Annotated in this window: 23 protein-coding genes; 7 read left to right on the plus strand and 16 right to left on the minus strand. The window is 68.1% G+C overall.

The annotated features are described in order from the left end of the window. Window positions 1-55: 55 nt before the first annotated feature. Both IY716_RS05590 and IY716_RS05595 read right to left on the minus strand, forming a co-directional pair. The gene (locus IY716_RS05590) at window positions 56-442 is read right to left on the minus strand and encodes a DivIVA domain-containing protein (RefSeq protein ID WP_218220574.1); all 387 of its coding nucleotides are present in this window, start codon (window positions 440-442) and stop codon (window positions 56-58) included. A 4-nt stretch (window positions 443-446) separates the two neighbouring features. Next, window positions 447-1,247, minus strand: a complete 801-nt coding sequence (locus IY716_RS05595) for an NAD-dependent deacylase (RefSeq protein WP_218220575.1) — start codon at window positions 1,245-1,247, stop codon at window positions 447-449. Window positions 1,248-1,363: 116 nt separating this feature from the next. Here IY716_RS05595 and IY716_RS05600 point away from each other — a divergent pair, with 116 nt between their 5' ends. Next, a complete protein-coding gene (locus IY716_RS05600; protein WP_218220576.1) occupies window positions 1,364-1,753 on the plus strand; it encodes a DUF4870 domain-containing protein in 390 nt (129 codons plus the stop codon). 49 nt (window positions 1,754-1,802) lie between these two features. Here the strand turns inward: IY716_RS05600 and IY716_RS05605 are convergent, their stop codons facing one another. The 5 genes from IY716_RS05605 to dnaG all read right to left on the minus strand — a co-directional run bounded on the left by IY716_RS05605 (window position 1,803) and on the right by dnaG (window position 10,872). Further along, a complete protein-coding gene (locus IY716_RS05605) occupies window positions 1,803-2,633 on the minus strand; it encodes an ABC transporter permease (RefSeq protein ID WP_218220577.1) in 831 nt (276 codons plus the stop codon). Continuing rightward, entirely contained in the window at window positions 2,630-3,619 is a 990-nt protein-coding gene (locus IY716_RS05610; protein WP_218220578.1) for an ATP-binding cassette domain-containing protein, read from the minus strand. The genes IY716_RS05605 and IY716_RS05610 overlap by 4 nt, the downstream gene beginning before the upstream one ends. Window positions 3,620-3,757: 138 nt before the next feature. Further along, window positions 3,758-5,953 carry a prolyl oligopeptidase family protein gene (locus IY716_RS05615; RefSeq protein WP_218220579.1) on the minus strand — a complete coding sequence of 732 codons (2,196 nt, stop codon included), beginning with the start codon at window positions 5,951-5,953 and terminating at the stop codon, window positions 3,758-3,760. A gap of 113 nt (window positions 5,954-6,066) precedes the next feature. Then, window positions 6,067-8,766 (minus strand): phosphoenolpyruvate carboxylase, encoded by a 2,700-nt coding sequence (locus tag IY716_RS05620; RefSeq protein WP_218220580.1) that lies wholly within the window; start codon window positions 8,764-8,766, stop codon window positions 6,067-6,069. Between the two features lie 195 nt (window positions 8,767-8,961). Beyond that, window positions 8,962-10,872, minus strand: coding sequence for a DNA primase (gene dnaG, locus IY716_RS05625; protein WP_218220581.1), 1,911 nt, complete (start codon window positions 10,870-10,872; stop codon window positions 8,962-8,964). 111 nt (window positions 10,873-10,983) lie between these two features. On the opposite strand from dnaG, the gene IY716_RS05630 reads away from it, so the two are divergent. After that, on the plus strand, window positions 10,984-11,481 hold the full coding sequence (locus IY716_RS05630; RefSeq protein WP_218220582.1) for an aminoacyl-tRNA deacylase: 498 nt from the start codon (window positions 10,984-10,986) through the stop codon (window positions 11,479-11,481). A gap of 116 nt (window positions 11,482-11,597) precedes the next feature. Here IY716_RS05630 and IY716_RS05635 read toward each other — a convergent pair whose 3' ends face one another. The 5 genes from IY716_RS05635 to IY716_RS05655 all read right to left on the minus strand — a co-directional run bounded on the left by IY716_RS05635 (window position 11,598) and on the right by IY716_RS05655 (window position 17,693). Next, on the minus strand, window positions 11,598-12,920 hold the full coding sequence (locus IY716_RS05635) for a deoxyguanosinetriphosphate triphosphohydrolase (RefSeq protein WP_218220583.1): 1,323 nt from the start codon (window positions 12,918-12,920) through the stop codon (window positions 11,598-11,600). 10 nt (window positions 12,921-12,930) lie between these two features. Further along, on the minus strand, window positions 12,931-14,157 hold the full coding sequence (dusB, locus tag IY716_RS05640) for a tRNA dihydrouridine synthase DusB (RefSeq protein WP_218220584.1): 1,227 nt from the start codon (window positions 14,155-14,157) through the stop codon (window positions 12,931-12,933). An 11-nt stretch (window positions 14,158-14,168) separates the two neighbouring features. Next, entirely contained in the window at window positions 14,169-15,134 is a 966-nt protein-coding gene (locus IY716_RS05645; protein ID WP_218220585.1) for a GNAT family N-acetyltransferase, read from the minus strand. Between the two features lie 134 nt (window positions 15,135-15,268). Continuing rightward, window positions 15,269-16,651, minus strand: coding sequence for a glycine--tRNA ligase (locus tag IY716_RS05650; RefSeq protein ID WP_218220586.1), 1,383 nt, complete (start codon window positions 16,649-16,651; stop codon window positions 15,269-15,271). Window positions 16,652-16,700: 49 nt separating this feature from the next. Then, entirely contained in the window at window positions 16,701-17,693 is a 993-nt protein-coding gene (locus IY716_RS05655) for a DMT family transporter (RefSeq protein WP_218220587.1), read from the minus strand. 168 nt (window positions 17,694-17,861) lie between these two features. Here IY716_RS05655 and IY716_RS05660 point away from each other — a divergent pair, with 168 nt between their 5' ends. The 4 genes from IY716_RS05660 to IY716_RS05675 all read left to right on the plus strand — a co-directional run bounded on the left by IY716_RS05660 (window position 17,862) and on the right by IY716_RS05675 (window position 21,328). Next, the gene (locus IY716_RS05660) at window positions 17,862-18,113 is read left to right on the plus strand and encodes an RNA-binding S4 domain-containing protein (RefSeq protein ID WP_218220588.1); all 252 of its coding nucleotides are present in this window, start codon (window positions 17,862-17,864) and stop codon (window positions 18,111-18,113) included. A gap of 151 nt (window positions 18,114-18,264) precedes the next feature. Next, window positions 18,265-19,344 (plus strand): glycosyltransferase family 4 protein, encoded by a 1,080-nt coding sequence (locus IY716_RS05665; RefSeq protein WP_218220589.1) that lies wholly within the window; start codon window positions 18,265-18,267, stop codon window positions 19,342-19,344. Beyond that, the gene (locus IY716_RS05670; RefSeq protein WP_218220590.1) at window positions 19,341-20,432 is read left to right on the plus strand and encodes a hypothetical protein; all 1,092 of its coding nucleotides are present in this window, start codon (window positions 19,341-19,343) and stop codon (window positions 20,430-20,432) included. The genes IY716_RS05665 and IY716_RS05670 overlap by 4 nt, the downstream gene beginning before the upstream one ends. Then, window positions 20,429-21,328, plus strand: a complete 900-nt coding sequence (locus tag IY716_RS05675) for a glycosyltransferase family 2 protein (protein WP_218220591.1) — start codon at window positions 20,429-20,431, stop codon at window positions 21,326-21,328. The genes IY716_RS05670 and IY716_RS05675 overlap by 4 nt, the downstream gene beginning before the upstream one ends. Window positions 21,329-21,339: 11 nt before the next feature. On the opposite strand, the gene IY716_RS05680 is transcribed toward IY716_RS05675, so the two are convergent. Next, a complete protein-coding gene (locus IY716_RS05680) occupies window positions 21,340-22,005 on the minus strand; it encodes an alpha/beta hydrolase (protein ID WP_218220592.1) in 666 nt (221 codons plus the stop codon). Between the two features lie 181 nt (window positions 22,006-22,186). Here IY716_RS05680 and IY716_RS05685 point away from each other — a divergent pair, with 181 nt between their 5' ends. Beyond that, on the plus strand, window positions 22,187-23,029 hold the full coding sequence (locus IY716_RS05685; protein WP_369699671.1) for an SGNH/GDSL hydrolase family protein: 843 nt from the start codon (window positions 22,187-22,189) through the stop codon (window positions 23,027-23,029). Window positions 23,030-23,031: 2 nt separating this feature from the next. Here IY716_RS05685 and csrA read toward each other — a convergent pair whose 3' ends face one another. Genes csrA through IY716_RS05700 form a run of 3 tightly spaced genes read right to left on the minus strand, consistent with a single transcriptional unit; the run spans window position 23,032 to window position 26,385 of the window. Next, window positions 23,032-23,397 carry a carbon storage regulator CsrA gene (gene csrA / locus IY716_RS13880; RefSeq protein ID WP_218220594.1) on the minus strand — a complete coding sequence of 122 codons (366 nt, stop codon included), beginning with the start codon at window positions 23,395-23,397 and terminating at the stop codon, window positions 23,032-23,034. Further along, window positions 23,391-24,416 (minus strand): hypothetical protein, encoded by a 1,026-nt coding sequence (locus tag IY716_RS05695; RefSeq protein WP_218220595.1) that lies wholly within the window; start codon window positions 24,414-24,416, stop codon window positions 23,391-23,393. The genes csrA and IY716_RS05695 overlap by 7 nt, the downstream gene beginning before the upstream one ends. Then, window positions 24,391-26,385: a flagellar biosynthesis protein FlhA gene (locus tag IY716_RS05700; RefSeq protein WP_255316636.1), complete on the minus strand. Its 1,995-nt coding sequence runs from the start codon at window positions 26,383-26,385 to the stop codon at window positions 24,391-24,393. The genes IY716_RS05695 and IY716_RS05700 overlap by 26 nt, the downstream gene beginning before the upstream one ends. Window positions 26,386-26,397 lie beyond the last annotated feature (12 nt).

Genomic DNA, 26,397 nt, shown 5'->3' on the forward strand with positions numbered 1-26,397 from the left:
GATGCAGAGATCCAGCGCCTGAACTCACTCTATTATCTCGCATCTGGGACGAATGTCACTCCGCTCGATGAAATCCGGAATCGGGCTCCCCCTCATGGCTTCGAGATTCGCCCTTGTCAGAGGTCCCTGAGGGACGCTCGCGGGAACGATGATCGGCCCTGTCCCGCTGCCTCTCCGCCTCACGCAGCTGCGCTTCGAGAGCATCGAGCAGCCGGTCTACCTGGTCCATCCGGTATCCGCGCACTGCGGAGTCCAGGCGCAGCTCCTCGAGATCCGCCGGGGTGATCTCCGTCTGTGCACGACGGCGCAGCAGCTCGTCAACATCCGAGGTCGCTCCGGCAGCGCCATCAGGTTGGGGGACCGCGGCACCCTCCCAGCGGCCCAGGATGGCAGCGACCACTCCGACGAGCAGGACCAGAGCGAGCAGTGAGAGCCAGAGCATGAGCTCAGTCCACCTCCAGCGCCCGCACCAGAGCCGGGAGCATCTCCCCCGCGAGGCCTCGGAGCCGGTGGTGCATCGCGTCGCTGAGTTCGGTGTGCTCAGGGTTGATCTCGATCAGGGGCGTACCGCGTTCCATGCCCAGCAGCGGCAACGAGGCCGCCGGCTGGACGAGCCCCGAGGTGCCGATCACCAGAATCAGGTCCGCGGCGCGCATGGCCGCGGCGGTGCGCTCGAAATCCTCCATCGGCAACGGTTCGCCGAACCAGACCACCGAGGGTCGGATCATTCCCTGCTCACAGACCTGGCAGACCGGTGGCTCTTCCGGCTCGGAAGGTGGCTCGGCGCCGTCGTACTGGGGTGCGCTGAGCTCGACTGGGGCTCCGCACTCGTGGCAGTGATGGGCCATGATGTTGCCGTGGAGGTGGGCGAGAACCTCGGCTCCGGCACGTTCGTGCAGGTCATCCACGTTCTGGGTGGAGATGCTCAGTGTTCCTCCGCTCGAACGGAGCCGTTGCTGCCAGTGGGCGAGCGCCAGGTGCCCCGCGTTCGGCTGGACACCCTGGATCAGTGACGCCCGCCAGCGATACCAGGTGTGCACCACGGCAGGGTCGTTCTCGAAGGCCTCGGGAGTGGCGAGATCCTGCGCGGAATACTGTTCCCAGAGTCCGTGCTGAACCTCCCGAAACGTGGGAACGCCCGATTCCGCGGAGACGCCGGCGCCGCTGAAGACGGCGACGTGACGGGCTGCGCGCGCAAGGCTCAGCACCTCGTCGGGAATGAGCGGGGCCGCGGGTTCATCAGACATGTCCCCTACGTTATCCATCCCGGGACCGCGGAGACTACGCTTAAGCGTGAGCCCGCCACTTCGGTGAGCATGTTCGAGAAGAGTCATCAGGCTGTCACGTCGTCTTGGAGGACACCATGAGCCAGATCCCACCCGAGTCCCAGGGCCAGTGGCAGCAACCCGAGGCACCCCGCGCGGTCCCGGTGAGCGCCGGCGAGGAACAGGGCTGGGGTGTCGCGATGCACCTCGGTGGGGTCTTCCTCTCCTGGCTCGTGCCGCTGGTGCTGTGGCTGGTCTTCCGGGAACGGAGCCGGATGCTCGATGACCACGGCAAAGAGGCGCTGAACTTCCAGATCACCCTGTTCATCGGCTACGTGATCGGCACCGCGACCACGGTGATCTTGATCGGCTTCGTGATTTTGCCGATCATCTGGCTGCTCTCCTGGGTATTCAGCATCCTTGCCGCCGTCGCCGCCTATCAGCGTCGTCCGTACCGCTACCCGCTGACGATCCGCTTCATCTCCTGAGCGAAGCGCCCGGCGCTCCAGCGGGCGGCCAGCAGATGCCAGCTGGCCGCTAGCTCTTGCGGTTGTAGAAGTACATCGACACCGGACCGAAGACGCCCACCAGCACGGCGCAGTAGATGAGCACCAGGGTGACGCTGCCGAAGTCGCCCATTCCGGCCATGAGCTCGCGGATGGCGGTCACCACTACGGAGACCGGGTTGACCTCGACAGCGCCCTGCAGCCAGCTCGGCATGGTCTCCGGGTCCACGAAGATGTTGGACGCGAAGGTCAGCGGCATCATGATGAACATCGAGATGCCCATGGCTGCCTGTTCGGTGCGCACCAGCAGCGAGATCACGGTCCAGATCCAGGAGAGGCTGAAGCTGAAGAGCAGCAGCAGCACGAAGGCCATCAGCACTCCGGTGAGGCCACCCTCGGGACGGAACCCCATGACGAAGCCCACCAGTAGGATGATGGTGCCCGCAAGGATATAACGGACCTGATCACCGAGCAGCGCGCCCACCAGCTGGGCCGGACGCCAGGTGGGCAGCGAGCGGAAGCGGTCGAAGACGCCCTTGGAGATGTCCCGGTTGAGCGTGATCCCGGTGTACATGGTGATCATGATCATCGTCTGCACGAAGATGCCGGGGATCAGCCACTGCACATAGCCGTCCACGGATCCGGCGATCGCGCCGCCGAAGATATAGGTGAACATCACCGTCATCATGATCGGGAAGACCGTGACGTCGAAGAGCTGCTCGGGGATGTGTTTGATCTTCAGCAGCGCTCGCCAGCCGTAGGTCAGCGAGGCGCTGACCGCGCCCGAGGGGGCGGGCCGCTCCTCTGCCGGGACGAGCACGCTTCGGATCTTCTGGCTCTGGTCCTGCGCCGTGGTGGTCACGCCGCCTCCTCCTGTGCGGCCGGGGCATCGCCCTCGGCCGGCTCGTGAGCTGTCTTATGGCCGGTCAGGGCGAGGAACACCTCGTCCAAGCTGGGCTGCCCCAGCGCGAAGGTCTCCACGGCGAGCCCGGAGTCCTGCAGGGCGATGAGCGCGGAGGCCGCGCGGGACTCATCTTCGAGCCGCACGGTCAGCGCGGCGGAGTCTGATTCACGGAGGACCTCGGTCATCAGCGTGCGGCCGAGGATCTCGGCCGCCTCTTCGCGACGGGCGGGATCTGCGACCCGCACCTTGAGCGCACCGGTGCCCACCTGCGCCTTGAGCTGACCGGGGGTGCCCTCCGCGATGACCTTGCCGGTGTCGATCACCGCGATCCGGTCCGCCAGCTGGTCGGCCTCCTCCAGGTGCTGGGTGGTGAGCAGGATGGTGGTGCCGCCGGCCACCAGGGTGCGGATGATGTCCCAGACCTGGTTGCGGCTGCGCGGATCGATGCCCGTGGTGGGCTCATCCAGGAACATCAGCTGCGGGGTGACGATCAGCGACCCGGCGATGTCCAGGCGCCGTCGCATGCCTCCGGAGTATTTCTTGACCTGGCGGGTGGCGGCGTCGGTCAAGCCGAACGCGTCCAGCAGCGTCGTGCCCCGGACCTTCGCGTCACGGGAGCTGTAGCCCAGCAGGCGTCCCAGCAACATCAGGTTCTCGATGCCGGTGAGGTCCTCATCGAGTGAGGCGAACTGGCCGGTCAGCGCGATCTTCTCGCGGATGGCTTTGGGCTCGGTGAACACGTCGTGCCCGAGCACCCTGGCCTCGCCCGCATCCGGGCGCAGCAGGGTGGCGAGCATTCTGATCGCGGTGGTCTTGCCGGCCCCGTTGGGGCCCAGCACACCGTAGATGCCGCCCTGTGGAATATGCAGGTCGATCTCGTCGACCGCGGCGGTGTTGCCGAACCGTTTGACCAGTCCGCGCGTTTCAATGGCCGGCGCGCTCATGTGCAGCAATCCCCCCTGAGATTCGTTTCATGATTGGGCTCCAGTCTAGTCCGCGGCCCCCGAGGGGGAAGCCTTCTGAGCCCGGTGCGACCTGCTCCCGCCTCGCCGTTGTCTGCGCTCTCAGGTCCCGCGCCTCGATCAGCCGAGCTGCTGCCAGAGCCAGCGGTAGATCAGCGCATTCATGGTGGCCTGCTGCTCCGGGTTCGCCGCCCCGCCGTGCCCACCTTCGGTGTTCTCCCAATAGGTGACGTCCGCCCCGAGCGTCTCCAGGGCCGCCGTCATCTTCCGGGCATGACCGGGGTGGACTCGGTCATCCCGGGTGGAGGTGGTCAGCAGCACCGGCGGGTACTCCACACCCTCAGCGAGCAGGTGGTATGGCGAGAAGTCGGCCATGTATTCCCAGTCGTCGGTCTCCGGATCGCCGTATTCGGCACGCCAGGAGGCTCCCGCGAGCAGCTGCGCGAACCGGCGCATGTCCAGCAGCGGCACCTGGATGACGACGGCGCCGAACAGCTCCGGGTACTGGGTGAGCATATTTCCGGTGAGCAGCCCACCGTTGGATCCGCCCCGGCAGGCAAGCTTCTCCACGGTGGTGACGCCGGTGGCCACCAGGTCCCGCGCCACGGCGGCGAAGTCCTCGTTCGCCCGGTTGCGGTTCTCCTTCAGCGCAGCCTGGTGCCAGCCGGGCCCGTACTCCCCGCCCCCGCGGATGTTCGCCACGGCGAAGACTCCCCCGGCCTCGAGCCAGGCCTTGCCGGCCAGGCCCAGGTAGCTCGGGGTCTGCGAGATCTGGAATCCGCCATAGCCGTAGAGGATGGTCGGGTGAGGTTCGGGGCCGGCGATCTGGGTGGCGCCGGGCACCTGGTCCGGCGCGGGTGTCTCGGCGGCCTGCACGGCGTCAGCGCGGCCGATCAGGAAGTATGGGACCCGGGTGCCGTCAGCGCTGGTGGCGAAAGCCTGCACCGAGGCGAGCCCGTCCGCCTCGAACCGCTCGGGCGCCTGTTTCATGAGCTCGAGGCTTGGCTGCTCACCGGCGCGCAGCGCCGCGAGGTCTCCGCGGTAAAGGCTGGTGGGCGTGACCCAGTCGTTGCTGGTCACCCACACCTCATCGGTGTCCTCCGCATCCACGGCCCCCACACTGAGCGATCCACCGAGCTCGGCGAACACAGCAGTCTCCTGCCACTGGCCGTCCTCGCGCCAGTGAGCCTGCACCCGGTGGATCACGTCCTCGAGGAGGGTCAGCACGAACATCTCACGGGTCACCGCGACGTTGAGCAGCGCGGCGGACTCCGTGGGCTCGAAGAGCACGGTCAGCTCGGGCTCCCCGGCGATGAACGCGTCGGCGTCGCCGACGATCAGGCTGCCACCGCGATAGTCCACGCCGTGGTGGGTGAAGTCGGTGCGCGGGCGCAGCACGATCAGGTCCCGATGGAAGCCCACGGAGACGTCGGTGGGCACCTCGATCCGGGTGAGCGCGTCCTCCGCCGCGGGGTCCAGCAGGTAGGTCTCGCGATCGTAGAAGCCCAGCAGCCTGAGACCGAAGTGGCGCCCAAAGCCGGGGGTGCTGTCATAGCCGACGACGGCGGTCATCTCGTCAGGCTCCACGCTGAGGACTGCCTGGGCTTCGGTCAGCGGCGTGCCGCGATGCCACCGCCGCGCCACGCGGGGGTACCCGGAGCTGGTGACGGCGTCCGGGCCGGCGTCGTGGGTCATATACACGGTGTCGCGGTCGATCCAGCTCAGTCCGCCCTTGCCCTGGGGAAGGTGGAATCCGCCGTCGGACTCGGCGACGAAGCTCTTGGTGACCAGATCGAACTCGCGGGTGACATCGGCGTCGGAACCGCCCGGGGACAGGGAGATCAGCGTGTGACGCCACGGGGCGTCGTCGTCGGGGGTGCCGTCGTCGGGGGTGCCGTCGTCGCTGTGCGGACGCAGCACCTCCGCGCCGTGCCAGACCCAGGTGATGCCTTCCTCGGCGCTGAGCGCATCGAGATCGAGCAGGATCTCCCACTCGGGGGTCTCGCTGCGGTAGGAGTCCTCGGTGGTGCGTCGCCAGAGCCCCTGCGGGTGCTCGGCATCGGTCCAGAAGTTATAGAGGTGATCGCCGCGCTTGGTCACCCCGGGGATGCGGTCGGAGGCGTCGAGGATGTCGCGCAGCTGGGTGCGCAGCGGAGCAAACTCAGCGTCCTGGATGCGCTCCTCGGCTCGGGCGTTGCGCTGGCGCACCCAGTCCAGCGCACGGTCTCCGCTGACATCTTCGAGCCACAGGTGCGGATCGGCCTCGGCCGGGTCGCGGTGCGGATCGATCAGAGGCTTCGCCGTGGGGAGAGTCATGCCCCCAATCCTAGCCACCCGCGTTTTACCTGGGCTTACGTGGTCTACCGGGGAAACGGTCAGCCTGGTAGACCACGCAATGGGAGGTAAAACGCAGAAGGGAAGGAGGAAGATCAGCCGGTGTTCTGCAGACCTGCTGCCACGCCCTTGAGCGAGATCAGCAGCAGGTTCCGCGGATCATCGATCTGATCATCGGTGAGCGTGCCGGAGCGCAGCTTGCGCAGGGCCCGCAGCTGGATCAGCGAGAGCGCATCCACATACGGGTTGCGCAGCTGCACGGCACGACCGAGCACCTGGTGCTTCTCGAGCAGCCGCTGCTGCTCGGTGATGGTCAGCACCCACTTGGAGGTCAGGTCGAACTCCTCCAGGACCACCTCGGTGAGGTCTTCGCGATCGCCGAGGTCGAGATAGCGCTGGGCAATGCGGCGGTCGGTCTTGGCCAGCGACATCTCGATGTTGTCGATCAGCGCGCGGAACAGCGGCCATTCGGCATAGGCCTGGCGCAGCAGCTCGGGATCGTTGATCGATTCCAGGGCGCTGCCCAGCCCGTACCAGCCGGTGAGGTTGATCCGCGCCTGGCCCCAGGCGAAGTTCCACGGGATGGCGCGAAGGTCCTCGAGGGACTCCACGGAGAGGCCGCGCTTGGCCGGGCGGGAGCCGATGGCCAGCAGGCCGACCTCATCCTGCGGGGTTACCTCGGCGAACCACGGGGCGAAGCCCTCCGCGTTGACCAGGCCGTGGAAGCGTTCCCGGGAGACGGCGTCCATCTTCTCGGCGAGACCGGCATAGCGCTGCGCGGCCTCGGCGTTGCGCCGCTCCGTGGAGGGTGCCGAGGCCATCAGCGTGGCGGCTGCGACCTGCTCGATGTGGCGCAGGGCGATCTCCGGGTTTCCGTAGCGGGCGGAGATGACCTCACCCTGCTCGGTGACCTTGAAGCGCAGGTCCACCGAATGCGGCGGCTGCGCGAGGATGGCGCGGTTTGCGGGTCCGCCGCCGCGCCCCAGTGCGCCGCCGCGGCCGTGGAACTGGGTCAGCGTGATCTCGTGCTTATTCGCCCAGGCGGCGATCTTCTCCTGAGCCTCGTACAGCGCCAGGGTGGCCGAGACCGGGCCGACGTCCTTGGCGGAGTCGGAGTAGCCCAGCATGATCTCCATGCGGCGGCCGGTCTCTTCCAGCCGGGCCTGCACTGCCGGGTTGTGGAGCATCTCTTCGAGGATCTCCGGCGCATTGCGCAGATCCTCGTAGGTCTCGAAGAGTGGGATGACGTCGAGCACCGGGGCGTTCTCGGCACCGCCGAGCGCCTTCTCAGCCAGGGTGTAGACATCGGCGAGGTTCTTCGCGGACTGGGTGAAGGAGACGATATAGCGCCGGGCAGCGTCCACGCCGTAGCGCTGCTGGACCGAGGCGATGGCGCGGAAGGTCTCCAGCACCTCCTCACCGGGGACCGCCATCTTCTCCACGGAGGCGGGGTCCTCGAGCCAGGCGAGGGTCTGCGCGTGCACCTTGGAGTGCTGGCGGACCTCCAGCTCGGCCAGGTGGAAGCCGAACGTCTGCACCTGCCAGATGAGCTCCTGCAGATCCCCGTAGGCCGCACGCTTGGCGCCTGCCTCGACGAGAGAGTCCTGCACGACCCGCAGGTCGGCGATGAGCTCCTCGGGCACCGCATAGGCCAGATCGGCGTTGCGCTCGCGGGTGGCCTGGATGCGCCCGGTGATGGCGAGCAGGACCTGCCGGTGCGGCTCTCCGGGTGAATGCTGGGAGGCCTGCTCGGCGAGCTCCTCGGAGAGCTGGCGCTGCCGGTTCCAGAGCGTCTCGAGTCCCCGGCTCGGCGGGGTGTATCGGTCGTCCAGGGTCAGCGACATGCCGGTGCGGCGGGCCCGGTTCTCGTGATCGGCGAGCACGCGGTCGGCGGCCTGCGCCACGGCCTTACGGGTGATCGTGGCGGTGACGTTGGGGTTCCCGTCCCGGTCGCCGGCGATCCAGGAGCCGAGCCGGATGAAGGCCGGAGCCTTGGGGGCCTCGGCGCCTGAGGCCTCACCCTGCAGCCAGTCGTCCATCCGGCGGTAGGCCTGGGTGAAGACGGAGGAGAAGGAGGAGTCGAAGACCCCCAGGGCGGTGCGCACCTCATCCAGCGGGGAGGGGCTGGAGACGCGCAGCTGGGCGGTGCGCCACATGTTGTCGATCTCTTCGAGGATCTCGCGGCGGTTCTTCGCCAGCGCGGTGGGGCCCACCCGAGCGTCGTCGCGCGCATCGAGCAGGGCACCGATGCGCCGCACGGAGGCGGTGATGGCATTGCGGCGGGCCTCGGTGGGGTGCGCGGTGAGCACCGGGTGGAAGCGCAGCTCCTTGAGCCGGCGCTCGGCCTCCCGTTCGCCGACCTCTTCGGCGAGGTGGGTGAAGGCCGCGGCCACCGAGTCGGTGGGGGCCTGCTCGGCCAGCGGAAGCTCGCCGTCGCGGATGCGCAGGGTGCGCACGCGGTGCTGCTCCTCGGCGAGGTTGGCCAGCAGGAAGTAAGAGGTGAACGCGCGGGCGACCTCTTTGGCGCGCTCCGCGGAGAAGGAGGCGACCAGCTCTTCGGCTCGCTCGAGGGTCTCCCCGCTGGGGTCTTCCAGGGCTGCGATGGTCAGCTCGCGCAGCGCCTCGACGTCGGCGAGCAGTCCCTCGGAGCCGTACTCCTCGAGCACCTGGCCGAGCAGTCCGCCGAGCAGGCTCACGTCCCGGCGCATGGCCTCGGGCACCTCATGGGTGGCCTGGACGCGGGTGATGCTGCCGGTGGCCGGCGAGCTCGCCGGAATCGGGTGTTCCTGGGTCATGTGAATCTCCTTCTCGGATGCTTCACGTGACCCCATCGTCACGTCTGGTGGGCCTGTCGGGCACCAGGAGCGCGTTCAGGTGGCGCGCTCACTGTGTTCGAGGCAACACGTTATCAAGCTCCGGGTCAGGCCCGAAGTTGGGTGCAATATTGTCCACCCGCGAAACGCCTCCAGCCCCGGCCCGGCGGTCCGAGATCAGGCCCACTCGGCTTCGCGCAGCGCACGACGCCGCTGCTCCAGCTCCATCAGCTCGCGGTTGACGGCCTGATGCTCCTCCGGGTCGCGCGCCGGATCCATCCGCTGGAGCCGACCCAGCAGATTGGCCTTCTGGTGGGTGATCTTCAGCTCCACCAGCCTGTTCAGGATGGACTGGCAGTACTTCTCCAGGTGCTCATCGGAATTCGTGGGAAGGGCGGTCACGGCGAGTTCGGAGACGAAGGACTTGATCGGCTCCGGCACTTCATCGCGCACTGCGTTGACCCAGTTGCGCGGATCCGAAGCAGAGGCGGCGGCGATGCGCACGCCGTCGTGGATGGCCTGGTGCGCCGGAGCAGAGAAGCGGACCGTGAAGATCTCCTCCCACTGTTCGGCAGTCAGATGCGTCGGATGCTGGAGGATGACTTCCAGCGCCTGACGCTCCATGAGCACCGCGGGGTCACGCGTGTCGGGCCGGGCGAACCCGCGGCCCCCGCGCGGGTCGGTCGCGGGCGACTCGCGCCGCTGGCCGCTGGGTGGGTTCGACGCAGAGGCCTTCTCCGCCTCCTGCTGGGGTGAGGGCTGGTGCTTCTGCGCGTAGGTGACCGCGCGGGCGACGTCGTCCATCTCGGCTCCCAGCCAGCCGGCAAGTTCGCGGGTGTAGGCGGGACGCAGCGCCGGGTCCTTGATGCCGCCCACGATCGGGGCGGTGGCGCGCAGGGCGCCCACCCTGCCTTCGATGGTGTTCAGGTCAAACTCGCGCAGCTTCGCGCGGATGGCGAACTCGAAGAGCGGGGTCTTGGAGTTGATCAGCTCCTTGACCGCCTCATCCCCTCGGTGCTGGCGGATGTCGCAGGGGTCCATTCCTTCAGGTCCCACGGCGATGAAGGTCTTGGCGAGGAACATGTGGTCCTCCTTGAAGGCCTTCAGCGCCGCCTGCTGGCCTGCCTGATCGCCGTCGAAGGTGAAGATGACCTCCCCGGCGCCGCCCTCGTCCGAGATCAGCCGGCGCGCGATCCGGATATGGCCCTCGCCGAAGGCCGTGCCGCAGGTGGCCACCGCGGTCTCGACCCCTGCCACGTGGCAGGCCATGACGTCGGTATAACCCTCCACCACGACGAGCTGACGCTGCTTGGCGACGTGGCGCTTGGCGTGCTCGATCCCGTAGAGGACCTGGGACTTCTTGTAGATGGCGGTCTCCGGGGAGTTCAGGTACTTGGGTCCCTTGTCCTCCTCGTAGAGGTGCCGACCGCCGAAGCCCACGGTGTTGCCGGTCATGTCGCGGATCGGCCACATGAGCCGACCGCGGAAGCGGTCGTAGATCCCGCGGCTGCCGGAGGAGAACATCCCGGTCTCGGTGAGCTCCTCCTCGGAGAAGCCTTTGGAGCGCAGATGCTTGAGCAGGTTGTCCCAGCCCTTGGGGGCGTAGCCCACGGAGAACTGGGCGGCGTGCTCGCGGGTGAATCCGCGGCCGGTGAGCATCTGGCGGGCGATCTGCGCCTCCGGGCTCTGCAGGGCCTGCTGGAAGAACTCATCGGCGATCTTATGGGCATCGAGAAGCCGCTGGCGGCGTCCGATCTCTGCCTTGTCGGGGCCCTTGCCGCCGTCCTCGTAGCGCAGCTCGATCCCGAGCCTGCCGGCGAGCTTCTCCACGGTCTCCTGGAAGCTGGTGTGCTCCATGCCCATGAGGAAGGCGATCACGTCGCCGGATTCTCCGCAGCCGAAGCAGTGGAAGGTGCCCACCTGGGGACGGATGTGGAAGCTCGGTGAGCGCTCGTCGTGGAACGGGCACAGGCCCTTCCACGAGCCGATTCCGGCGCCCTTGAGCGTGACGTACTGTTCGACGACCTCGCGAAGGTCCGCACGCTCGCGCACAGCGTCGATGTCCTCGCGTTTGATCAGTCCGGCCATGGTCCTAATCTACTCGGCGCGGCCAAATCATGACCGGTCGGTGCCGGGCCTGTGGAGTGCGTGGATGCAGTGCGTCCGTGGAGGACTCGAAGTCTCGCTAGGCTGGAGATCATGAGTGAACTTTCCGGACGTGAGCGCGTGCAGTCAGATGCCGATTCCCGCGCGGTGACCCTCGAGTTCGTCCAGCGCGGACCCGCGTCCTCCCTGGAGGAGGCGGCACAGAATCTCGGCCTCGAGCCCCGGGAGATCGTCAAGACCCTGGTGGCCAAGGCGAAGCTCACCCAGTCCGCCACCGAGCACAGCTACGTGGTGGCCCTGATCCCCGGGGACAAGCAGGTGGACTGGGCCAAGCTGCGACGGCTCGCCGGGATGAAGAAGATGTCGATGACCGCACCCGAGGAGGCGGTGGAGGCCACCGGGTATCACCCGGGCACGATCACCCCGTTCGGCGCGCGCACGGCCTCCGGTGAGCAGTGGCCGATCTACGCGGACGACTCGATCTCGGGCAGGATCGCGATGGGCGCCGGCGAACCGGACCTGAATCTCTTCGTGGATGCGGATGAGCTGTTCGAGGCCTTCGACGTCGTCGTCGGGGACATTAGCAAATAGCGTCCCTTCTGCGTTGAGCGGCGGATTCTCCGAGCATCAGGGCCCTGCTTCCGCATGAGATACCCGGAGATTCCGCCCCTCAACGGAAGAAGAGGGGTCCGCCCCTCCGGGAGAGGCTAGGCGAAGAGGCGGTTGAAGACCGGGCGGCCGTTGACCAGGGTGTCGTACCACTCCAGGGCCGCACCGTCGGTGAGCGAGGCGATCTGATCGATGATCGCGCGCCGGCGGCCCGACTCGTCGGCGGCATCGTGGAAATCCGCCTGGAACGGCGGCTCCAGAAACTGATCCCCCGTCTCGGTCAGCAGCGCATGCAGCCCTTCGATGACCTCGCTCTGCCGGGCGTAGATCGGCTTCTGCTCCCGCGAAGCCATGATGTAGTTCGCGGCGATCCCCTTCATCAGCGAGATCTCCTCCAGCGTGTCGCCCGGCACCACCAGGTCCGCCTCATGGCGGACCAGCGGACGGTCGCCGTAGGCCTCCCGGGTGGCGGCGAAGATCGCGTGGGAGAACCGGCCGATCAGCTCGCTGGTCATGTTCTTCAGCGCCGCCAGCGCCTTCCGAGAGCCGTCGGACTCCCCCACCCAGGATTCCGCCGAGGCGAGGCGCTGAAGCGCGGCCTCGATCCGCTCCGGGTCGGTCTCGGGCAGGTACCAGTCGTGGGTGGTCTGCACCACGCGGCGCCGCTGCAGCGGATCCGAGAGGAACTTCAGCTGGAAGCGGCCGTTGACCACGCCGTCCTCGATGTCATGCACGGAGTAGGCGATGTCATCGGCGGCGTCCATCACCTGGGCCTCCATGGATCTGCGCCGGCCGTCCACGCCCGCTCGGATCCAGTCGAAGACCTCGAGGTCATCGGCATAGGCGCCGAACTTCGGGCTGCGGCTGCCATCGGGCAGCGCCGGGGCCTCATGGGCCTGCCAGGGGTACTTCACCGCGGCGTCCAGCGAGGCGCGGGTCAGGTTCAGCCCGGCGGAGCGCCCGTCGGGGTGGAAGCGCTTGGTCTCCAGCCGGGTCAGCAGTCGCAGCGTCTGCGCATTGCCTTCGAACCCGCCGTGCTCGGCGGCCAGTGCGTTCAGCACGGTCTCCCCGTGGTGGCCGAAGGGAGGGTGCCCGAGGTCGTGGGAGAGGCAGGCGGCGTCGACGACGTCGGGGTCGCAGCCCAGCAGGCGGCCGAGGTCTCGGCCCACCTGGGCGACCTCCAGCGAATGGGTCAGGCGGGTGCGGGAGAAGTCGTCGATGTCCGGGGAGACCACCTGGGTCTTGGCGCCGAGTCGGCGCAGCGCGGAGGAGTGCAGCAGCCGGGCGCGGTCGCGTTCGAAGCTTGACCGGTAGACCGACTTCCCGTGCTCGGGCACCCAGCGGGCCTCGTCCGCCTCGGTGTAGCCCGGCCGCAGGGCCGCGTATCCGCCCTCCACTCGCTCCACATTCTGCGCACTCATGCGTTCAACCTTAGCCGCCGGAGGTATCGACCTCTGCGGCCTGGATCATCTCCCGCTGTGCCTCGTTGAGTTCCTGGGATTCCAGCCAGTCCTGCGGGAGGTGAACCTTCTTCGGCGAGCCGGCTCGGCCGCGCGGGCCTTCGGCGTCGGCACCGGGGTACTCCAGGCTCTGATCCAGCTGCCCGAGGAGGTCCTCGAGCTGGGCCATGGTCTCCACCGCAACCAGCTGGGTGCGCAGCGCCGAGCCCACGGCGTATCCCTTGAAGTACCAGGCCACGTGCTTGCGGATGTCCTGCATGGCCTTGCGCTCGTCACCGTCGAAATAGGGGATCAGCATCTGCGCATGGCGCAGCAGCGTGGCCGAGACCATCGGCAGATCGGGGCGGTGGCGCTCGGGGCGCCCCTCGAAGGCCGCCTGAAGGTCTCCGAAGAGCCAGGGACGGCCCTGACAGCCGCGGCCGACGACGACGCCGTCCACCCCGGTCTGCTCCACCATCGCGACTGCATCCTCTGCGGACCAGATGTCGCCGTTGCCCAGGACCGGGATGTCCGTGAGGGATTCCCGCAGCGCAGCGATCGCGGTCCAGTCGGCCTGGCCCGAGTAGTGCTGGCGGGCGGTCCGGCCGTGCAGCGCCACAGCGGCGACCCCGGAGTCCCGGGCGATCTTGCCGGCCTCAATGAAGGTGAGGTGGTCCTCGTCGATGCCTTTGCGCATCTTGACCGTCACCGGGATGTTCGCCTTCGAGGCCTCCCGCACGGCGGTGGCCACGATGGACTCGAAGAGCCGGGTCTTCCAGGGCAGCGCCGAGCCGCCACCCTTGCGAGTGACCTTGGGCACCGGGCAGCCGAAGTTCATGTCGATGTGATCGGCACGGCCCTCTTCGACCAGCATGCGCACGGCATGTCCGGTGGTGACCGGGTCCACCGAGTACAGCTGCACCGAGCGGGGGACCTCGTCGGGTTCGTGCTTGATGATCCTCAGCGACTCGGGCCGACGCTCCACCAGCGCACGAGCGGTGACCATCTCATTGACGAAGAGTCCGCCGCCGTAGTCGCGGCAGAGTCTGCGGAAGGCGGTGTTGGTGATCCCTGCCATCGGGGCGAGCACCACAGGGGTGTCCACGGTGATGGGTCCCAGCTTCAGCGGCGGCAGCAGCGCGCCGGTCCGCGGCGGTGGTGCGTCTGTCCCCAGCGAAGCGGTGCCTGTCCTCGACGGGGCGGTGGTCTCGACGGTCATGGAGGGAGTCCTCAGGCTGCGTCACGGGCGTAGATGAGCGCCTCGAAGTCGAACTCGGCCAGGCCTGCCTCGATGAGTTCATCGGTGACGGTCTTCAGCGGCACCATGGCGTCATCGACCTCGACCTTGACCGGGAAGTGCGCGGCCAGCATGGAGAGCATCGCGCGGCAGGAGGTCTCGGCGTCGGCCTCGGGCAGCTCGGGGTTCCATCCCAGCAGCACGTCGGCCGGATCCTCGGTGCGCTCGGGGGTGTAGCTGATCGCGAAGGACAGGATGCTGTTGTCTCCACCGTTGGCGGTGTCGCGCAGCACCACGGCACCCGAGGCCCCGGTCTCCGGTGCCAGCAGCATCTGCTGGGCCCGGCCCACGGTCATCTCGGAACGATCCCAGGTGTGAACGGCGTTGTAGAAGTCAGCCACCAGCTGGGTGAGCTCCACCGACCCGGTGGCGAGGTCCTCAAGATCGAGGCCCGCGCTGTCCAGGTCGGGCAGCTTGATCGCGCCGGGCTGCACCACGACCTGGCGCGAGGCCTGGATCTTGGTGAAGCCGTTGTCCTTGAGGAAGCACTGCGCGGCGGAACGCTTGGCCACCCGGGACTTCAATGACTGGACGGCACAGTTGGGAACCTCAGCCTCGAGGATCTGCAGCATCTGCGCGGCCACGCCGCGGCGGCGGTGCTCGGGAGCGACCTCCGCGTAGAAGGACAGCCGGTCGGGGTGCAGCGAGGAGCGGAAGATGGTGGCCGCGGCGACCGGCAGACCATCGGCCTCCGCCACGATGCACCGGGACCAGGGCTCGTTCGAGGAGGGCCGCAGCAGACTGCGGTCCTGGTGGTGCATCGAGTTTTCCGGGTCTCCCCAGACCTGGAGCAGCTTCAGATCGTCACCTTCGGCCCAGGGCCGCACCGTGAGACCGGAGTCCAGGGTGAGGCGGGCTGGGTCGCCAGGCCGAGCTGCGGCGTCGTGCTCAGTGCTCATCGCGTGTCCTTCAAGAGTGCAGACAGTGTCGTTCAGGTCAACCAATCTATGGTAGTACCGAATCTCGACACTGCCAAAGCGGGGATGTGGGTGTGCGATACCCGCTGTTCAGCAGCTCACCCCAGCAGCCCGACTCAGCCCAGCAGCTTGACCGCCAGGTAGGACTGGACCTTGTCCAGAGAGACGCGCTCCTGGGTCATCTCATCGCGGTCGCGGATGGTGACGGCCTGGTCCTCGAGGGTGTCGAAGTCCACGGTGATGCAGAACGGGGTGCCGATCTCGTCCTGGCGGCGGTAGCGGCGGCCGATGGCACCGGAATCGTCGAAATCGATGTTCCAATGCTGGCGCAGCTGATCGGCGAGGTCCTGCGAGACTCCTGCCAGCTCCGGCTTCTTCGACAGCGGCAGCACCGCGGCCTTGACCGGGGCGAGCTTCGGATGGAGCTTCAGCACCGTGCGAGTGTCCACGCCGCCCTTGGTGTTCGGCGCCTCGTCCTCGGTGTAGGAGTCCACCAGGAACGCCATCATCGCGCGGGTCAGCCCGAAGGACGGTTCGATCACGTAGGGGGTGTAGCGGGTGCCGCTGGCCTGATCGAAGTACGCCAGCTTCGCGCCGGAGGCATCGGTGTGGGAGTTCAGGTCATAGTCGGTGCGGTTCGCCACGCCCATGAGCTCGCCCCAGGCCGAGCCGGCGAAGTCGAAGCGGTACTCGAGGTCGATGGTGCCGGCGGAGTAATGCGCGCGGTCATCTTCGGGGACGTCGAACTTGCGCAGGTTCTCCGGGTTCAGACCCAGGTTGATGAACCAGTTGTAGCAGGCGTCGACCCAATGCTTGAACCACTCGTCGGCCTCGTCCGGGTGGGTGAAGTACTCGATCTCCATCTGCTCGAACTCGCGGGTGCGGAAGATGAAGTTGCCGGGGGTGATCTCGTTGCGGAAGGCCTTGCCGATCTGACCGATGCCGAAGGGTGGCTTCTTGCGCGCCGAGGTGACCACGTTGTTGAAGTTCACGAAGATGCCCTGGGCGGTCTCGGGGCGCATATAGTGCAGCCCCTCCTCGTCATCGACGGGGCCAAGGTAGGTCTTCATCAGACCGGAGAACTGCTGGGGCTCGGTCCACTTGCCGGGCTGGCCGGTCTCGGGATCGCGGATGTCGGCGAGCCCGTTCTCTGGAGGGTGACCGTGCTTGGCCTCATAGGCCTCGATCAGATGATCGGCGCGGTAGCGGCGGTGGGTGTGCAGCGACTCCACCAGCGGGTCGGAGAAGGTCTTGACGTGGCCCGAAGCATGCCAGACCGCCTGCGGCAGGATGATCGCCGAATCCAGACCGACCATGTCACCGCGTCCGCGGATGAAGGTCTGCCACCACTCGGCCTTGATGTTCTCCTTGAGCTCGGTGCCCAGTGGCCCGTAGTCCCAGGCAGACCGTGTGCCGCCGTAGATCTCTCCCGACTGGAACACGAAGCCGCGACGCTTCGCGAGGGAGATGACTTTGTCGAGTGCGGTCTCTTTGGCCATGTGGCAGATACACCTCAGGTAGTACGGGATGAAGGCAGACTGCGTCAGCTTATCGCGCCTGCGGACGCCCACGCAGAATGTCCGGCAGCGATGCCAGGATCACCGCAACCAGCGTCAGCACGGTGCCGAGCACCGTGGCCGTGGTGACCAGGGAGCCGGGGGTGGGCAGCAGCACATCCAGCAGCAGAGAACCCAGGAGCTGGCCGGCGATCATCCCCATCGCGGCGATGAGCACCCCGACCTGGGTCACCAGCAGCGCTCCCAGGGCGATGAAGATGATGCCCAGCGGGCCGCCGAGGTAGTGCCACCAGGTGGTCGAAAGGGCCGGATCGACCCCGGCGATGAGGGCCTTGGCTGCCCAGATCAGCAGCAGGAACAGGGTTCCGGCGAGGAAATTGAAAAGGGTGCCCGGAGCGGGCCCGCCGTAGGCGGCCGAGTGCCGCCCGTTGATCGCCTGCTGGCCCGACTGCACGAATCCCGCCGAGAGCGGCAGCAGCACCAGCGCCAGCCAGGCCGCGCCGTGACCCTCGGCCGTGAGCTGGGGTGAGACCGCCCACAGCACTGCCAGGACGGTCAGCGCGGCTCCTCCCACGCGGAACGCGTTGAGTCGCATGCTGCCGGCCGGGCCGAGCCCGATGCGGTCCCAGAGCAGCCCGCCCAGGGTCTGACCGGTGACCACTGCGACGGTGAAGACCGCGACGCCGATCAGCCCGATGGTCAGCGTCTGGGTCAGCACGAAGTAGCCGCCCGCGCAGCCGGCCAGGAAGTACCACCAGCGGATGCGGCCGTCCCGCACTGCTGGTGCCACTCGCTTCAGGCCTCGGCGGCCGCGCGCTGTGCCGAAGGTCACCAGCATCATGATCAGCGTGCCCACCGAGAAGCTGATGGTGGCGGCGAGCACCGGATCGCCGATCTCGGTGGTCAGCGCAGCATTGACCCGACCCTGAGCGGGGATCGCCATCCCCGAGCCGAGCATCAGCAGAAGCAGAAAGGCCCAGACCAGCGGGGAGCGGGGGGCCGCAGCGGGAACGGCAGAACTCATGGGGATCACTCTATCCAGCCCCCTCCCCCAGCGATTCGCCCTCACCTCCCCCTCCGCCCCAGCGTTTTACCTCCCCCTACGAGGTCTACCCTGCCGACGGCGTGCCCGGTAGAACGCGGAAGCCCGGGTAAAACGCTGGGGGTGAGGGGTGGGTGGCAGACTTGCCCCATGAGCGATGTGAGTGAAGTGCCGATCAGAGATGAATCCATCCGACTGGGCCAGCTGTTGAAGCTGGCCGGGACCGTGGAGAACGGAGCGATCGCCCGGGAGGTGATCGACGCCTCAGGAGTCCGCGTGGACGGTGAGGTGGAGACCCGCCGCGGCCGTCAGATCCGCCGCGGACAGCTGGTGGAATTCGAGGGTGAGGCCTTCGGCCTGCCTGCCGCGAAGCTCATGCCCGTCGAGGACCGAGGGGACTGAACTGGACCGCCGGGAAACCTTGTGTAAAGTGCGTCTATAGGACCGGTGCACGCGGTGTGCCGGGCCTCACACGACATTTCTCGCGAGGCTCGTGCCGGTGATCTGACCGGCGACAGGGGCCGGTGCCTCGCCCAGTGAACAAGGGGTGCGGTTGCGCATTTGCATCATTGCGTCGAGTCAGTTCCCGATCCGGGAACCCTTCGCCGGAGGACTCGAAGCCTTCACGTACACAGTTGCACGCAAGCTCATCAGCCGCGGACATTCGGTGACCCTCTTCGCCGCGGGCGGCAGCGATCCGGCCCTCGGCGCGGAGATGCTGATCCCGGAGCGCCTGGAGCTCACCGCGGCGGCGCGCTCCGACGTCGGCGCCATGCCCGTGGACTGGATGCAGCAGCACCACGCCTACCTCGGGCTGATGCTCAAGCTCGCGCAGTCCGATGATTTCGACGTCATCCACAACAACTCGCTGCATCACCTTCCGCTGGCGCTGTCCTCGATGGTGCCGGTGCCAGTCCTGACCACCCTGCACACCCCGCCCACGCCCTGGCTGGAATCGGGGATGCGCTACGCCTCGCCCTCTGCGGTCTTCATGGCAGTGAGCTCGGCCACCGCCGAGGCCTGGGCAAGCACCGTCAGCGCCGGAGTGATCCCCAATGGGGTCGACACCGATGTCTGGAGTGCCGGCGCCGGTGGCAGCGACTGCGTCTGGACCGGGCGCCTCGTCCCCGAGAAGGCGCCACATCTGGCGATCGACGCCGCGCGCGCCGCCGGTCACCGCATCACCCTCGCGGGACCGATCATGGACCGGAGCTACTTCGAAGAGCAGGTGGCGCCCCGGCTCAGCGACGACGCCGTCTACGCGGGCCATCTGCGCCACGCTGAGCTGGTGAAGCTGGTCGGCGGCTCGGCGGTCGCGGTCGTGAGCTCCCAATGGGACGAGCCCTACGGCCTCGTGGCCGCCGAGGCGATGTCCTGCGGAACCCCGGTGGCCGCGTTCCGCCGTGGCGGACTGGTCGAGATCGTCACCGAGACCTCAGGTGCGCTGGCCTCGGAGGATTCTGTGGCCGGGCTCGCTGAGGCGATCGCGCGCGCCTCCCGCTGTGACCGCGCCGCCGTTCGACGGCGGGCGGTGGACCATCTCTCGCTCGAGCGCATGGTGACCGAGTATGAGAATGTCTACGCCGAGATGGCGGAGGAGAACTCCCGGCGGCAGACGGCCCCGGCCCGATGATCGGCTGGTACATCCATCACCAGGGCCACGGTCACCTGCACCGCGCCACTGCGGTCGCGCAGGTGGCAGCGGCCCACGGACTGCGCATCACCGGACTGTCCTCGCTGCCGCAGCCACCCGACTGGCCCAGTGCCGCTTGGGTACAGCTCGACCGCGACGACACCGCGCTGCCGAGCGACCCCGCTGGAGAAGACCCCGCCGGGGAAGGCTCTGAGCAAGTCATCGACCCCACGGCCGCCGGGGCCCTGCACTGGGTGCCCCGGCACCATCAGGGCCTGCTCCGCCGAAGCGCGCAGCTCTCTCAGTGGTTGGAATCCAGGCGTCCGCAGCTGATCGTGGTGGACGTCTCGGTCGAGGTCGCCCTGCTCGCCCGGCTGCATGGAATTCCGGTGGTCACCGTGGCGCTTCCCGGCGACCGGACCGATCCGGCCCATCAACTCGGCTACGCGATCTCGGAGCGCGTCGTGGGCATGTGGCCCGAGAAGGCCACAGAGATCTTCCGTGGAGCCGACGATGTCCAGGCACTCGGCGGGCTCTCCCGCTTCACCCCGAAACCCGAGGACGCCGGATCCTCAGAGGCCAGATCCGCAGCGGCCTTCACGGACTCCTCAACCTCCACCCTGCGCGTGGTGGTGCTCAGCGGCGGCGGCGGTGGCGCCGTCGAGACCGAGAGCATCGCGCAGGTTCACCGTCTGCTGCCGACCGCGCGGGTGACCGTGCTCGGCGGCGGAGGCGCCTGGGAGATGGACCCCTGGCCGCATCTTGAACGTGCCGATCTGGTGCTCACCGCGGCGGGGCAGAACTCCATCGCCGAGGTGGCGGCCAGCCGCACGCCTGCCCTGGTGACGGCACTGGACCGGCCGCACCAGGAGCAGCGGCATATGCTCTCAGCCCTTGAGCGCGGCCCCTGGCCCGTGGTGGCGATGCCCGCGCCCCGGGATGATGCGGGCTGGGAGCTGGCCATGACGCAGGTCCTGCAGCTCGACGGCCAGGAGTGGTCGAGCTGGTGCGAAGGCGCCGCCGCAGACCGCTTCGCCGCGCTGCTGCAAGACCTGACCGACCACGTCGGCGCGGACCTCAGCCGATGACGGGAGCCCAGCCCCGCGCCGTCGTGATCACCGCCGTGCATGGCCGGCACACTCATCTGCGCCGCATGCGCTCCGGCCTGGCCGCGAGCTTCCAGCCGCCCCTGCGACACCAGGTGGTGGCGATGGCGGACCGGGAGATCTCCGCTCTGGTCAACGGTGACGCTCTGCTGCCCGACGGCGGCCTGCTGCCCACCGAGGTCAGCGAAGTTCCCGACGTTCAGGGACGGCTGCCGCTGGCCGAGGCGAGAAATCGTGGCGCGCAGCGGGCGCTGGACTCTCTCCCCCACCCGGATGACCTGCTCATCTTCCTCGATGTGGACTGCATCCCCGCCCCGGAGCTGGTCGGCGCGTACCTGGAGGCCGCGGCGCAGCACCCTCAGGAGCTGCTGTGCGGGCCGGTCGCGTATCTGCCGGAGCTGCCGGCGGCACAGCTCGACGCCGCTGCCCCCACGCAGCTCGCCGAATGGGCGGCCCCCCATCCCGCTCGGCCTGCTCCGGCTCCCGGGCAGATCCTCCTCGGCGGGGAGCATGCCCTGTTCTGGTCGCTGTCCTTCGCGGTCCGGCGGGCCGTCTGGGAGCGCATCGGAGGGTTCGACGAGGCCTATACCGGCTACGGCGCGGAGGACACCGACTTCGCCTGGCGCGCCCGAGCCGCTGGGGTCGAGCTGGCCTGGGTGGGCGGCGCACGCGCCTACCACCAGCACCATCCGGTCTCCCGCCCGCCCGTGGAACATCTGGACGACATCCTGCGCAACGGCCGCCTCTTCGCGAACACCTGGGGGCACTGGCCCATGGAGGGCTGGCTGGAGGAGTTCGAGCGCATGGGTCTTGTCAGGCGCTCAGGCGAGGACTGGGTCCCGGCCCGTCCGACGGCACCGGACCAGGACGCCGACTAGGAACGGCGGGACTAGGAACGGCGGGACTTGAGCACCGTGTGGGTGAGGAATTCGCCGACGTGCCCGATCTCCTGGGGGACGACTCCATGGCCGGCTCCGGCATAGAGCACCTTCGTGAGCTTCACCGTCTTGGTGGCCCAGGCGTGGGTGTATTCCACGTGCTCGGCGGGGATGATCGGGTCCTCCTGGTCGCGCCCCCAGAAGAACGGAATCTGCGCGGAGGCCAGGGCGTCGTCGTCGAAGTAGTCCTCGATCCCCTCGCCGCGGCTCGGGTCCACGGCGAAGCCGGAGAGCCCGACGACGGCGGCGAACTGATCGGGCCGGCTGCGCAGCAGCGAGGTCGCCATCGCCATGCCCATGGAGAAGCCCAGCAGGGTGACCGAGCTGTGCTGGTCCTTGATCGAGGCGATCCACGCCCAGAGGTCTTCCACGGCCTCCCGGGCTGCGGCGGAGGAATAGGCCAGCCTTTCCACGTCGAGGTCGAACCAGGTGTAGCCGCCGAACTCCATCCTCACCGGGGCGCGCACGGAGGCGTAGGTGAACTCTGCCGGCAGTCCAGGGACCAGACCCATGAGGTCCTCCTCGTGCGATCCGTAGCCGTGCAGCAGCACCACCAGAGGGGTGCCTGCGCGTTCCTGCGGCTCGCGGGACCAGACGACGTGGGGCTGTGCTGACATGGGACGACCTTTGCGGGTGGGCGATGCGGCGGGAGAAGTGCGTGTCCCACTCTAATCAGCCCAGAGGTGGATGCACGAGGCAGGTCTCCTGCGCGAGAATGGACTGGTGAGTGAAGACCGGAACACCCCCGAAGATATCCTTGAGACACCAGACGTCCCCGCCGATGCGAACCCTGCATCCGTGAGCGGCGATGCTGATCCCCGACACCCCTGGACTCGATACGTGGCCTTGGGCGACTCCTTCACCGAGGGCATCGGTGACCCCGACGAGACCCGGCCGGGCTACCACCGCGGCTGGGCGGATCGGGTGGCTGAGGAGCTCGCCCTCGGAGCCGCCACCACCGCAGCGGCTCCGAAGTTCTCCTACGCGAACCTCGCCGTGCGCGGGAGGCTGATCGCCCAGATCCGGGACGAACAGATTGCGCCCGCCCTGGAGCTGCGGCCTGACCTCATCACCCTGTGCGCCGGTGGCAATGACGTGATCCGCCCCGGCGGAGACCCTGATGAGATCGCGCGCGTGCTCGACACCATGGTGCAGATCTTGAGCACCACCGGCGCCACCATCGTGCTGTTCAACGGTCCCGATATGCGCGAGACGCCGGTGGTCGGCTCGATCCGCGGGAAGGTGGCGATCTTCAACGAGAACATCCGCACCATCGCCGCGCGCCACGACGCCGTGGTGGCCGACATGTGGTCACTGCGCGAGCTGACCCGGCCTGAGATGTGGGACGAGGACCGGCTGCACTTCTCCGCGCTCGGTCATCACACGATCGCGCGCATGGTCCTGGACACGATGAACGTGCGGCACGATCTCAAGCCCTCAGAACCTCGCCCGGTGCCGGTGCGAAGCTGGCGAGCGGCCCGCGTGGACGACGCGGTCTGGGCTCGTCACCACCTCTTCCCCTGGGTGGTCCGGCGGCTGCGCGGACGGTCCTCAGGAGATGGGATCCACGCCAAGCGGCCGAACTTCGAGCCGCTCTTCGGCGGGTCGATGCCCCCAGGCTCCAGCAGCGTGGACGGCTGAGCCTACTGCGCGCGGTCCGATTCGCCAGTCTCTGCTGAACCCTGCCGTTCCGCCCGACCCGGGTCGCGTGCCTCAGAGTCGATTGAATCGGCATCGGCCAGCTCAGAGTCGGTTGAAGCCGCAGAGTCGTCCTGCTGCGTCACGCCGAAGAGCGCCTTCAGCGCGGTCTCTGCCTCGGGGCTCGCGGCCCGGGCGGATTCCAGGTTGGTCTCGGAGACCGAGAGCAGCACCTCTCGCCGCTGGACCTTGACGTCGCGCGGGGCATCGATGCCGATCTTGATGCCGTCGCCACGGACTTCCAGCACCGTGATCACCACGTCTTCGCCGATGAGGAGCTGTTCTCCGACCTTGCGTGTGAGCACTAACACTGGTTCATCCTAACGGAGACTGGCCAGCCGAGCTGGTGTCCCGACTCGGGACTCAGCGTCTCATCGGCGCAGGTCAGGACCAGTCCATCGATGGCCCGCGACTCCTCCAGCGCCGCCAACCAATGCCTGATGTCCTCAGGCTTGCGACGCAGATCCACGACCGCCCAGAGCTGATCGGCCTCGAGGATGGCAGGCGATTCGGCACCGCTGCGCACCCCGGGACGAGGGAACCGCACCGGACAGGTCGCCAGCACCGGAACCTGAAGCGCCACGGCACGCGCTCGCGCCTCGCGCAGCACCTGCTTGGCTTCCCGCAGCGGTTTATCGGCATGCTCGGAGGCGGTGAGCAGCACCGGATCTCCCCAGGCCTGGAGACCTGATTCTCCGCTGAGGACCGCCAAAGCACCGGACTCGTCGGCACCCAGACAGGCCAGCACGATCAGCGTCCCGGGGGCGCGCAGAAGATCAGGCGGCACGGGCGCCGGAGCAGCGGCCGTGCGGTCCCCGACCCTGGCCGGCGGAGCGGGAGCCGGGACGGGAGACCACGCCACAGAATCGATCACGGAGTCAGGCCCAGCGTCCTTGCGGAGCTCAGCAGCAGGAGTTTCCGTGGAGCCGGCCGGGTTCCGGGAGGCCAGCCACAGGTCGTCCATCATCCGGGCGAAGTCCTCATCGAGGTCCTCCGGGTCAGTCTGCTGACCCGGAGTCTGCTGACCCGGAGCCTGCTGCCCCTGCGTCTGCTGCCCCCGAGAATGGCGCTCCTGAGCCTCCTCCCGGAGCCGACGACGACGCCGCGAATCCGCCTCGGGAGGAGGCGGCAGCGCGGGCGACTGCTGTCCGCGCGGGGGCGGCACCTCCACCACCACCTCGAAGTGCTCGCGGGCCATGAACCCGCCGATCCCTCCGCGGGTCACGCGTTCGGCAGAGACGATGCGCGCCTCGGGCCCATAGTCGGCGAGCGCCTGCACCCCCAGCTTGGCCAGGGAACTGCCCTTAAGGACGTATCTGTTCGGTTCCACGCACCACCCCCACAGTCTCGATCTCTGCTCCGCCGGAGGACGCCTCCTGATAGGAGAGCACCGGCAGCCCCCCGGCCTGGGGGGCTATGAGTCGCCGCACCGCCGGGCGCAGAGCCGGCGCGCAGACCAGCACCGGGTTCTGTCCTCGGGACTCCGCCTCCGCCAGCGACTCCTTCACCGAGGCGTGGATCGCCTCAATCCTGCTGGTGTCCAGCAGGATCTGACTCGCACCCTCGGCCGTGCGCAGACCCTCAAGCATCGAGTGTTCCAGACTCGGGTCGATCATGATCACCCGGAGTCGACCCTCTTCCAGGTGCTTGGCCGCGATGGCCGGCCCCAGCGCCGCCCGAGCCGCCTCGATGAGCCCCTCCGGCTCACCGGAGACCTTCCCGCGCAGGGCGAGCGCCTCGTAGATGCGCTGCAGATCATTGATCGGCACCTGTTCCTCCAGCAGCCCCTGCAGCACCCGCTGCACCTCGGCGAGCGTGAGCACCGAGGGCACGAGCTCCTCCACGGCGGAGGGGTTGATCTCCTTGACCGCGTCGGTGAGCACGCGCACATCCTCGCGGGTGAGCAACCGCGCAGCATTGTGCTGAATGAGCGTGGACAGGTGGGTGACCACCACTGAGACCCGGTCGATCGTCATGGCTCCGCTCATCTCCGCACTATGCCGCAGCTCGGTGGGGACCCACTTTCCGGACAGCCCGAACACCGGCTCCACCACCGTAGTACCGGGCAGCGATCCCAGCTGCTCGCCCAGAGCGAGGATCTTGCCGCGCGGGATCTGTCCACGGCCGACCTCCACCCCGGCGATGCGGATCGCGTAGCTGGCGGGCGGCAGCTCCACGCTGTCCCGGGTGCGCACGGGAGGCACCAGGATGCCGAGCTCCAGAGCGATCCGCTTGCGCAGCGCCTTGACCCGGGCAAGCAGGTCATCGCCTCCGCCGCCGACGATGTCGACCACGTCCGGGGAAAGCTGGATCTCCAGGGTGTGCACCCGCATATGGTCGATCAGGTCTTCGGTGGTCTCCGCGGGACGGGCGGTCTGCTCCGCCTCCTGCTCGGCCGCGCGGCGGGCCTCGGCGGCCTCCCCGGCGCGCATCCGGTAGGCCACGATGATCAGCACCAGTCCGACCCCCATGAAGGGCAGCTTCGGCATCCCGGAGATCAGCCCCAGGGCGATCGCTGCGGCGCCGGCCACGAGCAGCGCTGTCTGGGACTGGGCCAGCTGCTTCGAGGCTGAGGAGCCCATATCGGATTCCGCATTGGAGCGGGTCACGATCATGCCGGTGGACACTGCCATCAGCAGCGAGGGGATCATGGTGGCGAGACCATCGCCGATGGTCAGCAGCGAATAGGTGTTGACCGCCTCCCCGGCGCCGAGCCCCTGGGATAGCATTCCGATGGCGATGCCGCCGACCAGATTGATCAGTGTGATCACGACGCCGGCAATGGCGTCGCCCTTGACGAACTTCGACGCGCCGTCCATGGCCCCGTAGAAGTCGGCCTCAGCGGCGACCTCCGCCCGCCGCTCCCGGGCCTGCGCGTCGGTGAGCTGGCCGGCGTTGAGATCGGCGTCGATGGCCATCTGCTTTCCGGGCATGGCGTCGAGGGTGAAGCGGGCCCCGACCTCGGCGACACGCTCGGCACCCTTGGTGACGACGACGAACTGGATCACCACCAGGATCAGGAACACCACGCAGCCGATGATCAGGCTTCCACCCACGGCGATGTTTCCGAAGGCCCCGATGACTTCGCCGGCGTAGCCGTTGCCCAGCACGAGTCGGGTCGAAGCCACGTTGAGCCCGAGCCGCAGCAGCGTCATGACCAGCAGCAGCGAGGGGAACACGGAGAAGTCCAGCGGCTTCTTCACGAACATCGTGGTCATCAGGACGAGGATCGCGAGCAGGATGTTGACCGCGATCAGCACGTCGAGCAGCCCGGCGGGGACCGGCACGACCAGCAGCATCACGATCGCGAC

Origin of the sequence: Nesterenkonia sp. Act20 (assembly GCF_019173455.1) — a bacterium.
In the GTDB taxonomy this organism is placed as follows: domain Bacteria; phylum Actinomycetota; class Actinomycetes; order Actinomycetales; family Micrococcaceae; genus Nesterenkonia.